This is a genomic window from Streptomyces hebeiensis, assembly GCF_052983195.1.
In genome coordinates this window covers 3,808,406-3,821,678 of record NZ_CM129812.1, presented here as the reverse complement: position 1 = coordinate 3,821,678, position 13,273 = coordinate 3,808,406, and the positions used below count along the sequence as shown (strand labels likewise).

The 13,273-nt window shown below is 68.7% G+C and carries 12 protein-coding genes; 7 read left to right on the top strand and 5 right to left on the bottom strand.

What is annotated here, in order from left to right; genetic code table 11:
* Positions 1-57 precede the first annotated feature (57 nt).
* Positions 58-438, bottom strand: coding sequence for a phage holin family protein (locus ACU6P3_RS16640; protein ID WP_344269004.1), 381 nt, complete (start codon positions 436-438; stop codon positions 58-60).
* 15 nt (positions 439-453) lie between these two features.
* Here ACU6P3_RS16640 and ACU6P3_RS16635 point away from each other — a divergent pair, with 15 nt between their 5' ends.
* The 4 genes from ACU6P3_RS16635 (at position 454) to ACU6P3_RS16620 (ending at position 2,760) form a co-directional block, all read left to right on the top strand.
* A complete protein-coding gene (locus ACU6P3_RS16635) occupies positions 454-771 on the top strand; it encodes a cupin domain-containing protein (RefSeq protein WP_447193019.1) in 318 nt (105 codons plus the stop codon).
* 147 nt (positions 772-918) lie between these two features.
* Positions 919-1,137, top strand: coding sequence for a DUF5326 family protein (locus ACU6P3_RS16630; protein ID WP_030744526.1), 219 nt, complete (start codon positions 919-921; stop codon positions 1,135-1,137).
* Between the two features lie 314 nt (positions 1,138-1,451).
* A complete protein-coding gene (locus ACU6P3_RS16625; protein ID WP_447193018.1) occupies positions 1,452-2,222 on the top strand; it encodes an IclR family transcriptional regulator in 771 nt (256 codons plus the stop codon).
* Positions 2,223-2,325: 103 nt separating this feature from the next.
* Positions 2,326-2,760, top strand: coding sequence for an SsgA family sporulation/cell division regulator (locus ACU6P3_RS16620; RefSeq protein WP_447193017.1), 435 nt, complete (start codon positions 2,326-2,328; stop codon positions 2,758-2,760).
* A gap of 143 nt (positions 2,761-2,903) precedes the next feature.
* Here ACU6P3_RS16620 and ACU6P3_RS16615 read toward each other — a convergent pair whose 3' ends face one another.
* Positions 2,904-4,301 (bottom strand): YibE/F family protein, encoded by a 1,398-nt coding sequence (locus ACU6P3_RS16615; RefSeq protein WP_447197921.1) that lies wholly within the window; start codon positions 4,299-4,301, stop codon positions 2,904-2,906.
* Between the two features lie 203 nt (positions 4,302-4,504).
* Between ACU6P3_RS16615 and thiC the strand changes: the two genes are divergently transcribed.
* Positions 4,505-6,379: a phosphomethylpyrimidine synthase ThiC gene (thiC, locus tag ACU6P3_RS16610; RefSeq protein ID WP_447193016.1), complete on the top strand. Its 1,875-nt coding sequence runs from the start codon at positions 4,505-4,507 to the stop codon at positions 6,377-6,379.
* A gap of 98 nt (positions 6,380-6,477) precedes the next feature.
* Here the strand turns inward: thiC and ACU6P3_RS16605 are convergent, their stop codons facing one another.
* The 3 genes from ACU6P3_RS16605 to ACU6P3_RS16595 form a co-directional block, all read right to left on the bottom strand.
* Positions 6,478-7,323: an ABC transporter permease gene (locus ACU6P3_RS16605; protein WP_447193015.1), complete on the bottom strand. Its 846-nt coding sequence runs from the start codon at positions 7,321-7,323 to the stop codon at positions 6,478-6,480.
* A 147-nt stretch (positions 7,324-7,470) separates the two neighbouring features.
* Positions 7,471-8,622 carry a metallophosphoesterase gene (locus ACU6P3_RS16600; RefSeq protein WP_447197920.1) on the bottom strand — a complete coding sequence of 384 codons (1,152 nt, stop codon included), beginning with the start codon at positions 8,620-8,622 and terminating at the stop codon, positions 7,471-7,473.
* 301 nt (positions 8,623-8,923) lie between these two features.
* Positions 8,924-10,036: a LacI family DNA-binding transcriptional regulator gene (locus ACU6P3_RS16595; RefSeq protein ID WP_447193014.1), complete on the bottom strand. Its 1,113-nt coding sequence runs from the start codon at positions 10,034-10,036 to the stop codon at positions 8,924-8,926.
* 496 nt (positions 10,037-10,532) lie between these two features.
* Here ACU6P3_RS16595 and hisC point away from each other — a divergent pair, with 496 nt between their 5' ends.
* Entirely contained in the window at positions 10,533-11,612 is a 1,080-nt protein-coding gene (hisC, locus tag ACU6P3_RS16590) for a histidinol-phosphate transaminase (RefSeq protein ID WP_447193013.1), read from the top strand.
* 381 nt (positions 11,613-11,993) lie between these two features.
* Positions 11,994-13,217, top strand: coding sequence for an IS110 family RNA-guided transposase (locus tag ACU6P3_RS16585; protein WP_447193012.1), 1,224 nt, complete (start codon positions 11,994-11,996; stop codon positions 13,215-13,217).
* The last annotated feature ends 56 nt before the right edge of the window (positions 13,218-13,273 follow it).

Genomic DNA, 13,273 nt, shown 5'->3' with positions numbered 1-13,273 from the left:
TCGCCCAGGTCGTCGGCGCTTGCTCTTGTTCCGCTGGTCTCGTCGCTCATGGGGAGGTCAGTCCTCGTTGTCGGGGAGAACGATGTGCAGCGCCCAGGACACGATCGAGATGATCAGGCCACCGAGTACGGCCGTCCAGAAGCCGTCGACGTGGAAGCTCAGGTTCAGCACGCCCGCGAGCCAGGACGTCAACAGCAGCATCAGGGCGTTGACCACCAGGGTGATCAGCCCCAGCGTGAGGATGAACAGCGGCAGCGTCAGCAGCTTGACCACCGGCTTGACGAGGAAGTTCACCAGGCCGAAGAGAAGGGCGACGAGTACCAGCGTCAGCGCCTTCCTGCCGACGTTTCCGCCGGTCAGGGTGATGTCCTGGATCAGCCAGATCGCGACCGCGAGGGCGCCCGCGTTGGCTATCGTCTTGACTACGAAATTCTTCATGTGTCTGATCGTGGCATGAAGGCATTCCGACTGGACGAGCTGGAAGCGGAGCGTGCCGCCCATGACGGCGCGTACCTGCAATTCATACGGGAACGCAACATGTCCGTGGGGCTGTACGCCCTGGACTCGGGTGCGACCGATCCGCAGCAGCCGCACCGGCAGGACGAGGTGTACTTCGTCGTCAGCGGCCGGGCCTCGATCACCGTGGGACAGGAGACCACCCCGGTCAGCCGGGGCAGCGTCGTCTACGTACCGGCCGGAGTGCCGCACAAGTTCCATCACATCTCGGAGGACCTGCGCGTACTGGTCGTCTTCTCACCACCGGAGGGCTGAGCCGTAGCGGCGCTGCCCCCAGAGCGGTATCAGGGTGGGATCAGGGAGAGATCCGGGGGAGCGAGTGCCCCGTACGTGCCTTCGCGCCTCTAGCATCGAACGGGTACCACGGCTGTGTGAGGCAATCGGCGAAGCGAGGTAGGGGCAATGGCGGTTCGGGAGATGGTCACGGGGCTGCCCTGGTGGGTGAAGTGGATCGCGATCCCCGTGATCGCCGTCGTCGTGTTCGGCGGGCTGATCATGAGTGTCCTGACCTTCCTGGTCGGGCTGCTCTTCAAGGTGCTGATCTTCGTGGCTCTGGTCGGCGGACTCATCTATGTCGTACGGAAGTTCATGTCCTCGTCGTCCTCGCGTGGTGACTGGTAGGTCTGACTGTCCGTACGCCTATTAGCCCGGGCGGGGGAAAGGTGAACGGGAAACCATCCACGGCAGCGGCCTGCCTCTAGAGTGGCAAACCCCCGCCGCTTCCTGGGAAAGACCACAGACGATCGCCGTGGCCGTCGTGCGCCCGTTGTGCCTGTTCATGCGATCGTTTCAGGCAGGTCCAGGGTCTCTGAGGGGTCACAGGTCCGTTCCACGGTTCCTCCGGCCGCTCGGGCTCCCGCCCAGGGCGCGGCGGGCGCGCGGGGGCGGCCCCCGCGGGCGGGTCCACGCCCGTCAGCGATGCCTGGGGGTGACCATTGGCCACTGCTACGTCAACCGTGGCTCCAACCCTGATCGGTTCGGTGCAGCGGGCGCTGCGTCTGCTGGAGTCGGTGGGCTCCCATCCGGACGGGGCGCCCGCGAAACAGCTCGCCCGCGAAGCCGGGCTGCCGCTTCCCACGGCCTACCACCTGCTGCGCACACTGGCGCACGAGGGCTACCTCCACCGCGAGAGGGGCGTCTACGTCCTGGGCGACGCGGTGCGACGGCTGGAGCGTGCCGACCTCGCCCGGGCCCGCCGGCACCGGATCACCGAGGCCATGAACCGCTGGCGGGACCTGCTCGGTACGCCCGTCTACTTCGGGGTCTACCGCGAGGGTGAGATCGTGCTCGTCTCCGTCGCCGAGAGCCCGGCGGCCCCCGCGGTCGCCCCCTGGGCCGACTTCCGGCAGACCGCTCACGCGCACGCCCTGGGGCAGTGCCTGCTGAGCCAGCTCGACGACGCCACCCGCCGTGATCACCTGGACCGTCATCCGGTGCGCCCGCTCACCCCGCACTCCGTGCCGGGGCGCCGTGCGCTGCTCGAACGCCTCGGGTCCCTGGACCGGATGGAACCGGTCGTCGAGCGGCAGGAGTACGCGCTGGGCACCGTGTGCGCGGCCGTCCCCATCACCGTAGGCGCCACAGCTGCCGCGATGGCCATTTCTGTACCATTTCAACAGCAAGAGCGGCTTCAGCCGGCGATCGAACGATTACGTAGAGAGATCGGATCGCTACTGAACTCGCTAACCTTCTCTATCAGTATCTGAAAAATTACTCCTTGTGATCTGCTAGCGCGTGCACCACGATTGCGTCAAGAGGGTCAACGGGGTTTATTCCCAGCCAATTGCTTCATCTACTCCGGAGTGCACGATGCGCGAGTCGGTCCAGGCCGAGGTCCTGATGAGCTTTCTCGTCTCCGAGGAGCTCTCGTTCCGGATCCCGGTGGAACTCCACTACGAGGTGGGCGATCCCTACGCCGTGCGGATGACCTTCCATCTGCCCGGGGACGCCCCCGTCACCTGGACCTTCGGCCGTGAGCTGCTGCTCGACGGCATCAATACGCCCAGCGGGGACGGAGACGTGCACATCGCGCCGACCGCCCCTGCGGATCTCTCCGATGTCCATATCCGCCTCCAGGTCGGCGAGGACCACGCGCTCTTCCGGGTGAGTGCCGCCCCGCTGGTGGCCTTCCTGGACCGCACCGACAGGCTGGTGCCCCTCGGTCAGGAGCGCACGCTCGGGGACTTCGAGGGCAGCCTGGAGGCGGAGCTCGGTCGCATCCTGGCCGAGGAGAACGCCGGCTGAAGCGCCGATGGCATGCCCGATCCGTCGAGACGCCGGGACGCCGGGACGCCGGTGACGTGGCCCGGTGTGTCAGGCGCCGATGACGTGATCCGGCGTTCGGATTCCGACGGTGTGGTCCGGTGCTTCAGGGCGGGGGCGTACGGCTACCTCTTACGGCGTCGGCCGCGACCGCCGGCCGTCACCCGCGCCGACGGGCTCGGTACGGACATCGCCGGTGCGCCCTCCGGGCCGACGGCGTCGCCTGCTGGCCGCGCCCCGTCCTGCCGTGCGTCCGGTGCCTTCCGGTCGGCCGAGACGACCAGTGCCGCGAGCGCCGTGGTCACCGGCACCGACGCGACCAGACCGATCGATCCCACCAGCGTCCGTACGATCTCCTCCGCCACCAGCTCGCTGTTGGCGACCGTACCGACGCTCGACTGTGCGATCGAGAAGAGCAAGAGCAACGGCAGGGCGGCGCCCGCGTAGGCGAGGACCAGCGTATTGACCACCGAGGCGATATGGTCCCGGCCGATACGAATCGCCGCCTTGTAGAGGGCGCGTGGGCCCATCGTCGGATCCGCCTGCCGCAGCTCCCAGACCGCCGAGGTCTGGGTCACCGTCACATCGTCCAGGACCCCGAGCGAACCGATGATGACGCCCGCCAGCAGCAGACCGCTCATATCGATCTCCGGGTAGAGACCGTGGATGAGACCGGTGTTGTCGTCGGTGTTCCCGGTCAGTTTCGACCAGCCTATGAACAGCGAGCCCAGCAGCCCGATCAACAGGAGCGAGATCAGGGTGCCGAGGACGGCGACCGAGGTCCGGGCCGTCACACCATGACACATGTACAGCGCGATCAGCATGATCGCACTGGCGCCGACCACGGCGACGACCAGCGGATTCGAGCCCTGGAGAATGGCAGGCAGGATGAACAGCGTCAACACGGCGAAGGAGATCGCGAGAGCGACCAGCGCCATGACTCCCCGCAGCCGCCCCACCACGACCACGGCGAGCGCGAAGACACCCGCCAGCAGCGTCAGTGGCACCTTGCGGTTCACATCGGTGACTGAGTACTGGAGATCACGGGGAGCGTCGGGCGCATAGGCCACCACAACGCCCTGTTTCACGTGAAACTGTCGGGGGGCGTCCGGCTGGACGATCTCGACAAAGGTATGTCCCTTTTCCTTGCCGCTCGTGAGCTCGATCGTCGCCTTCTTGCAGGTCCCCTTCTCCGCCTGCACGGCCTCGCGCCCCTGCGGCGTCGATGTGTCACCGGTCGAGGGAATCTGCGAAGCGTTCACGTCCTTGCAGCTGACCGACTCCAGCTGCACCACCCGCCCCTGCTCCGTCTCCCGGTCGAAACCGACACCGGTGCGCTCATGGGACGGCGCGCCACCGGGCCAGAGCACGACAAGACCCGCGAGTACCGCCGCGGCAAAGGGAATCAGGACCGCCGCGATCACCTTGCGCAGGTGCTGGGAGACCGGGGCGGCCGGCCCATGGTTGTGCGAGTGGGCGTGCGTGTGGCCGCGTGTTTCGTGGGGCTGCTCGGATGGGGTCACCGACCGATCATCGCAAGAAAGCCGGGGCCCTCTGTTCAGCTCGCCCAAGATGACGTTAGCGTTGAGACACTTTGCACACGCGGGAGCTCGGAGCACCGGGCTGAGAGGGCGCTGACAGAGCCGGCCGGGGTATCCCCGGGGCCTATCGCTGCGCCGACCGCTGAACCTGTTACCGGGTAATGCCGGCGTAGGGAGTAGGTCTCATGACCACGCACAACGTACACACGCCTGCCTCTCTTGCGGAGGGCACGACGGAGAGCACGGAGCAGAGCACGGGTGGGTCCCAGAGGTCCATCGGCTGGCACAAGGGATACGTGCAGGGCTCACGCCCGGACCTCCGCGTGCCGGTCCGTAGGGTGCGCCTCACCAACGGCAAGGACGTGACGCTCTACGACACGTCGGGTCCGTACACCGACCCGGCCGTCGAAACGGACGTACGCCGCGGCCTCGCTCCCCTGAGGGAGAACTGGATCACCGGACGTGGGGACACCGAGGAGTACGCGGGACGCCCGGCCCGTCCCGAGGACGACGGTCTCAAGCACACCGCGCCGCGCGGGGGGACCCTCCGGGGCGGGGCGGCCGATCTGAGCGGACTGGACGCCGTCTTCCCCGGCAGGCCGCGTCAGCCACGCCGGGGCAGGAGTGGGCGGGCGGTGACACAGCTCGCGTATGCCCGGCGCGGAGAGATCACTCCGGAGATGGAGTACGCCGCGATCCGCGAGAACGTCTCCCCCGAGACCGTACGCGAGGAGATCGCGGCGGGCCGGGCCGTGCTGCCGGCCAACGTCAACCACCCGGAAATCGAGCCGATGGTCATCGGCAAGAGGTTCCTGGTGAAGGTCAACGCCAACATCGGCAACTCGGCGGTGACCTCCTCCATCGAGGAGGAGGTGGAGAAGATGACCTGGGCGACCCGCTGGGGCGCGGACACGGTCATGGACCTTTCCACCGGACGCAACATCCACACCACGCGGGAATGGGTGCTGCGCAACTCTCCCGTCCCCATCGGGACCGTTCCGCTTTACCAGGCGCTCGAAAAGGTCGACGGCAAGGCCGAGGAGCTGACCTGGGACGTCTACAAGGACACGGTCATCGAGCAGGCCGAACAGGGCGTCGACTACATGACGGTCCACGCCGGGGTCCTGCTGCGGTACGTGCCGCTCACGGCCCGCCGCAAGACGGGCATCGTCTCGCGCGGCGGCTCGATCATGGCCGCGTGGTGCCTCGCCCACCACAAGGAGTCGTTCCTGTACGAGCACTTCGAGGAGTTGTGCGAGATCCTCGCCGCGTACGACGTGACCTACTCCCTGGGTGACGGTCTGCGGCCCGGGTCGATCGCGGACGCCAATGACGAGGCGCAGTTCGCCGAGTTGCGGACGCTGGGGGAGCTGAACTCGACGGCCAAGCGCATGGGCGTCCAGACGATGATCGAGGGTCCGGGCCATGTCCCGATGCACAAGATCAAGGAGAACGTCGACCTCCAGCAGGAGATCTGCGAGGAAGCGCCCTTCTACACCCTCGGGCCCCTGACGACCGATGTGGCGCCCGCGTACGACCACATCACCTCCGGTATCGGTGCGGCGATGATCGCGTGGTGGGGCACGGCGATGCTCTGCTACGTGACGCCGAAGGAACACCTGGGGCTGCCGGACCGCGACGACGTCAAGACGGGCGTCATCACGTACAAGATCGCGGCGCATGCGGCGGACCTGGCCAAGGGCCACCCGGGGGCACAGGAGTGGGACGACGCGCTCTCGGACGCGCGGTTCGAGTTCCGCTGGGAGGACCAGTTCAATCTGGCCCTCGACCCCGACACCGCCAGGGAGTTCCACGACGAGACCCTCCCGGCGGAACCGGCCAAGACGGCGCACTTCTGCTCCATGTGCGGGCCGAAATTCTGCTCGATGAAAATCTCGCAGGACATCAGGCGCAGGCACGGCGACGCCATGGACACGAACGCCGGGGCCGAGGGCGGCGGTACGGAGACCGAGGAGGCCGAGATCGAGGCGGGCATGGCGGAGAAGGCCAGGGAGTTCGCGGCGGCGGGCCACCGGGTGTATCTGCCACTGGCGGACTGAGCCGGGCGCCTGACGGACCGGGTTCACCGGCCGCCGTACCGAGCCGGCTCGAACGGGACCGAGCCGGCTCGAACGGGACCGAGCCGGCTCAACCCTGCTCAGTCCGGCTGTTTCTCCGGGCCGCCGAAGTCGGGGCTGGTGAAGTCCGGGCTGCTGAACGTCGGGCGTCGGCCGGCGGTGGAGCCCTCGCCCGGGCTGGAGAAGTCCGGACGGCTGTAGCCGATCGTCGGCAGGTTCTTCACCGACCGGGGTGGCCTGGGGGCGGCCGGGCCCGGGCCCGGGGCGGCCAGAGAGGTGCGCAGGAAGGGCAGAATGCCGCGTTCGAGCACGGCATGGCGCCATGCCTCGCGCGCGCGGCCCACCTCCTCCGGGAGTTCGCCGTTGCCGGTGCCTTCGGCCGGGACATGGGTCGGGCCGTTGCGCAGCGCCGTGATCAGCAGACCTGTCGCGGCGGCCAGGATGCCCAGGGCGGTGACGGCCGCGAAGAACCAACCGACGGCGAGCAGGCTGCCGGCGAAGGCGGGAGCCGGTCTGAGCGCCTTGAGGAGGTAGCCGACCAGCAGGAAGATCACTGCCGCGATGCCGCCGAGGACGGGCACCAGCACCGTGATGACGGCCGCGAGTCCCGCGCCGGGGCCTTCGGCCTCGGCGACCGTGCCGGCCGGCTCCGGCGACCTCTCGCGGTCCACGCGGACCGAGCCGGAGGCAGCCGGTGAACGGGCCTCCTCGCGGATCGCCGTGTAGTGCTCGTACTCGGCGGCGGCCGCGGTGGCGATCAGATCCGTGGCGTTCAGTGCCATCGTGCGCAACTGCTCGGCAGTGAGCCGCCGGCCGATGTCCGCGAGGTCCGGCCGTTCGTGCGCAGTGCGCAGCACGTCGTCAAGGATCCGCTCGAAATCCGCCCGATCCTCGCTCTGCAGGTGCGGAGCGCTATTCATGTGCATCCCCCGGTACTCCGTAGGGCCGGACCGCCGGTGAGGACCGGGCAGTTGGCGGAAACGGAGGAGAGCCTGCTACGGATAGGCCGATGGTAGAGCGGGTTTGGCATGCGGTGACAGGGGGTTTGCGGAATTCACCTGTCGCACGCTGATTCAGTTGCCCAACGGAAGCCGTACGACCAGCAGTTTCCCTGCCATCGTCACACCACCGTCCATCGCGATGGCAAGTCCGTCGGCATATACGTGCGGCCCTTCCACCACCGGCCCGGTGTCGTCTTCGTCATCCGAAGCGTCTTCTGTGCCGACTTCGCCGAGCAGATAGGGAATCGGGCTGTGCCCGTGGACGACCCGCCGTCCTCCGTACTGCGAGAGCAGCCGTTGAACGGCCTCCGAACCGCCTTCGTCGCGAAACGCGAAGCGTTTGGTGAGTTTGCGGAACAAATCCCAGCATTCGTCGATGTCATTGCGCGTCAGGATCTGATGGACGGTGTCATTGACGTCGTCGATGCTGGACCCGTAGTCCAGGTAGGCGGTCGTGTCGGAGTGCATCAGCAGATGCCCGTCCTCCTCGACGACCGCGTCCAGCCGGGACATCCACTGGAGATGGACGTCCTGGAGGCGCTCCATGTCGGTCCGCTGGCCGCCGTTGAGGAGCCAGGCGGCCTGGAATGTCGCGGTCCCGGCGTGGGAGTTGACCTCGGTGTTGCCGAATCGCTTGGCACCGATCAGCAGCAGTTCGTGATTGCCCATCAGCGCCTTGCAGTAGCCGCCGGCCGCCGCCGCCTCGGCGGAGAGCCGCATCACGAGGTCGATGACACCGATGCCGTCGGGTCCGCGGTCGGTGAAGTCGCCGAGGAACCACAGCCGCGCGTTGCCCGCCGCCCAGTGACCTTCGGCGTCGATGAGTCTCTGCGCGGACAGGGCGGCGACGAGTTCGTCAAGATAGCCGTGGACGTCACCGACGACATAGAGCGGCCCCTGGCCGTCGGTCTCGGGCGACTCGGCGGGCGCCGGAACCTGAGCCGTCGGCAGCTTGACGGTGTCCCCGCGGTTGATCACCGGGAGGTCGCGCTCGGTGGGCGTGTAGCCCTCCGGCGGTTCGTCGTGCGGGATGGCGTTGCCCGGGTGCACGGCCGGGCCACCGGCCGTGGGGCCGAGTTGCCCGGGCTGCCCGGAACTCGGAGGAACGGGCTGCCCGGACCCCACGGGAACCTGGGCGTACGGCGGTACGCGGAAATCGCGCAATGTCGCCGTTCGCACCACGGGTCCCTGACCGGCCCCCTGTGTCATCGACCCCTCCACCACCGTCGCACCGCCGTACACCGCTCGGTCCCGCCCGGCCGGTCGGAGGTGAGCCCACCGGCGATAAGGCAAGGTCTGTGGTGTCGTGCGCCCATCATAGGAATGCCGCTCGTCCTGTGTGACGCACCAGGGGTGGTGAATCCGATCGCACCTCCGGATCAGCGGCTGTTTTTCTCGCCTATCGCCCGAAATGCGAGAGGCGTGGTTCCGGAAAGTGCTCGTGCGGGCTCGTACGGCCGGGCTCGTACGAGCGTGCCGGGGCGTGCCGGACGATCGCCGGACGACCGGTAGCGGACCGTTCGCCTCAGTCGCTGGTCGGGGTTCGGGGGGCGCTCACCGTGGTGCGCGGCGGGCGCCGTTGCGACGAGGTACGGACGATCAGTTCGGTCGGTATGACCTGTTCCACCGGCCGGTCGGTCTCCAGCCCCTCGATCGCGTCGATGAGCAGTTGGACGACGGCGGTTCCGATACGGCGGGGCTTGAGCGAGAGCGTTGTGATCGGCGGCTCGGTGGAGGCGTACACGGTCGACTCGCTGCAACAGACGAGCAGCAGGTCTTCCGGTACGCGCAGTCCGTAGCGCCTGGCCGCGGCCAGCAGGTCGGTCCCGTTGGGATCGAAGAGCCCATAGACGGCGTCGGGACGGTCGGGGCGGGCCAGCAGCCGGTCCGCGGCGACAGCGCCGGCGCACGGGTCGTGGGCGGGGTAGGACTCGTAGACCGGGTCCTGCCCGACACGCTCGCACCAGTGCAGGTACGCACTGGTGGAAAGCCGGGTGTAGGTGTCCGTGGTGGTGCCGGTGAGCAGTCCGATACGGCGGGCCCCGGCCGCGGCCAGGTGGTCGAGCAGATCGAGGACGGCCTTCTCGTGGTCGTTGTCCACCCAGGCGGTGACGGGGAGGGAGCCCGCGGGCCGGCCGTCCGAGACGACGGGCAGGCCCTGGCGGACGAGTTCGGCGACGACCGGGTCGTGATCCGAGGGGTCGATGACGACGGTGCCGTCGAGGGCGACGTTCGACCACACGTCGTGGCGGGAGGTGGCGGGGAGGATGACGAGGGCGTAGCCGCGGGCGAGCGCGGCGGAGGTCGCGGCCCTGGCCATCTCCGCGAAGTAGGCGAACTCGGTGAAGGTGAAAGGTTCATCCCCGTACGTCGTCACGGTCAGACCGATCAGGCCCGACTTGCCGGTACGGAGGGTGCGCGCCGCGGCGGACGGCCGGTAGCCGAGGCGCTCGGCCACCTCCCGGACGTGGCGCCGTGTGGCGTCGGGTAACCGCCCCTTGCCGTTGAGCGCGTCCGAGACAGTCGTGATGGAGACACCGGCGGCGGCGGCCACGTCACGGATGCCCGCCCGACCTTGCCGGTTTCCCCGGCGGGATGTGTCCGTCCGGCTCACCTGGTGCTTCCCTGCTGCTGTCATGGCGAGCCGATAGTAGGGCTCGGGCGGGTGGTAAGGATGGTCGCATATGCACCCGCACGCAGGCACGTTTCTGCATGATCGAAAACGGTCAACCGCCTTGGAAGAAATGGGCGTTAGGGTGATGGGCTGCGGTCTGCCATGCCACCGGCTGAATGGACCTGTTGCATGCCCCATGTTTCGAAGAGGTCTCAACTCACCTCTACGGGCGACGCGCACCAGGGCGTGAGGCACCGGCGCACGTGACGAGGAGCAGTGCTCCCCCCGGCGCGAGGCCCGGCGCGGCGGCTTGGAGCGGAGGCCCGGAGCGGAGATCGCGGGGTTCTCGCCGAGGACCTGCCGCGGGACGGGCCCGCTCGCTCCCGCGCTTCCCGTCCTTCCGGGCCCGCCGGGTACGTTCGTGCCCGGCGTTCTCGGGGGGAACGAATCCTCATAAGGTGAGCAGTATTGAAGCGGGAAGTGGTACGACCCGGTGAACACCCGAGGAGGAGGACCTGCGGTGAGCGAGACGAGCCCCAGACTGCGCGGCGAGCTGGACGGCATCCCCACGTACAAGCCGGGGAAACCGGCCGCGTCCGGCGGGCCCGTGGCGTACAAGCTGTCCTCCAACGAGAACCCCTACCCGCCGCTCCCCGGGGTGATGGAGCAGGCGGTGTCGGCCGCCGGGGTGTTCAACCGCTACCCGGACATGGCCTGCACCGGTCTGATGAACGAGCTCGCCGACCGCTTCGGGGTGCCGCACGCCCACCTGGCTACCGGCACCGGATCGGTGGGGGTCGCCCAGCAGCTGATCCAGGCCACGGCGGGCCCCGGTGACGAGGTCATGTATGCCTGGCGCTCGTTCGAGGCGTACCCGATCATCACCCAGATCTCCGGAGCGGCCTCCATACAGGTGCCGCTGACCGCCGGGGAGGAACACGATCTGGACGCGATGGCCGACGCGATCACGGAGCGTACCCGGCTGATCTTCGTCTGCAACCCCAACAATCCGACCGGCACGGTGGTGCGCAGGGCCGAGCTGGAACGGTTCCTCGACCGGGTGCCGGGCGACGTGCTGGTGGTCCTGGACGAGGCCTACCGCGAGTTCATCCGGGACTCCGAGGTGCCGGACGGGATCGACCTCTACCGCGACCGCCCGAACGTGGCCGTGCTGCGCACCTTCTCCAAGGCGTACGGACTGGCCGGGCTGCGGGTCGGCTTCGCGGTCGCCCATGAGCCGGTGGCCACCGCCCTGCGGAAGACCGCGGTGCCGTTCGGTGTGAGCCAGATCGCCCAGGAGGCCGCGATCGCCTCGCTGCGGGCCGAGGACGAACTGCTCGGGCGCGTCGGCACCCTGGTGACGGAGCGCGACCGGGTCCGTCGGAGTCTGATCGGACAGGGCTGGACCGTGGCCGAGACGCAGGCGAATTTCGTATGGCTGCGGCTCGGTGAGCGCACCCTCGACTTCGCGGCGGCCTGCGAGGCGGCGGGCGTGGTCGTACGGCCGTTCGCGGGTGAGGGGGTCCGGGTCACGGTCGGCGAGATGGAGGCCAACGACATCTTCCTTCAGGTGGCGGGTGCGTTCCGCAAGGAGGCCTGACGGTCGGCCGGGGTGCGATGCGTCGGCCGGTGCGCTGTGACCGGTCACTGAGGGCGGCTCGATTTCGGGCCGCCCTCTTGACGTCTCACGGCCGGGGTGCTTGTAGGCACCCGTTACCTTTCTCGTGGCTCCGAAATGGGGCGCCTGGCCCCCGGGCCCGGTATGGCTGTCTGCCCCCTGTCGAGGTGATGACCTGGGGGGTGTTGCCGCCGGGTCTCGGGGCACCGCTTGACCGCTGATGAGGGGCCTGACGACCGCCCGGCCCGGCGCAACGCCGGACCACTTCGGGGACGGGATGTCTGCGTAACGTGGTTGCCGGCGTGTGGTGCCGCAGGGACGGCCAGGATCGGGCACGAGTGCACGTCGAGGGGGCACGCGAGCATGGTCGACACCGTCGACATAGATCTGTTCCTCGGCCTTGACCTGGGCAAAGAGTTCCACCACGCCCATGGTCTGACCGAGCTGGGCAAGACCGTCCACGACAGGCGGCTGCCCAACACCGAACCGAAGCTGCTGGAACTGTTCGGAAAGCTGGTCACGAAGTTCGGTACCGTCCTGGTGGTTGTGGACCAGGTCGCCAACATCGGCGCACTGCCGATCGCCGCGGCCCGCGCGGCAGGCTGCCGGGTGGCTTACCTGCCCGGTCTGTCGATGCGGCGGGCCGCCGATCTCTACCCGGGTGAGGCCAAGACCGACGCCCGCGACGCCTTCGTGATCGCGGACACGGCCCGGACCATGCCGCACACTCTGCGCGCGATCGACCGGGACGACGAGACGCTGGCGGCGCTTACCATGCTCACCGGCTACGACAACGACCTGGCCGGCGAGGTGAACCGCACCACCAACCGGCTGCGCGGCCTGCTCTCCCAGATCCACCCCTCCCTGGAACGCGTGCTCGGCCCTCGTCTGGCCTACCCCTACGTTCAGGCCCTCCTGGCGAAGCACGGCTCTCCCACGAAGATCAGGAAGCTGGGGCGTGCACGCTGCGAGGCCCTGCTCCGGGCGCACGGCTCGCGCAAGGCCGCTCACCTCACCGGGGAGATCTTCGACGCACTGGCCGAGCAGACCCTCGTGGTCCCGGGCACCGAGACCTCCGCGCTGATCGTGCCCGGCCTGGCCGCGCAGCTCGCCGCCGCCCACACCCAGCGACGCCAGGCCGAGCAGGAGATCGCCGCCCTGCTGGAGGCCCTCCCTCTTTTCCACCTCCTGACGTCCCTGCCCGGCATGGGCGTCAGGACCACAGCGGCCGTGATCGTCGCGATCGGTGACGGCACCACCTTCCCCACCGCCGGACACCTCGCCTCCTACGCCGGACTCGCCCCGGCCACGAAGTCCTCGGGCACCTCCATCCGCGGCGAGCACGCACCCCACCGCGGCAACCGGCTCCTCAAACGTGCCCTGTTCCAGGCCGCGTTCGCCGCGATCGGCTGCAAAACCGACCCGTCCTCCCGGATCTACTACGACCGCCAACGCGCACGCGGCAAGACCCACACCCAGGCGATCCTCCGCCTGGCCCGCCAGCGCGTGAACGTCATCCACGCGATGATCCGCACCGGCGCCCTCTACGAAGCACGCACCCCCGGCGACGTCGACCTCGCCGCCTGACGACTCCACCACCCCTGCCCTCCAGGCCCCATCACGCCCGCGCACCGGCACGGTCG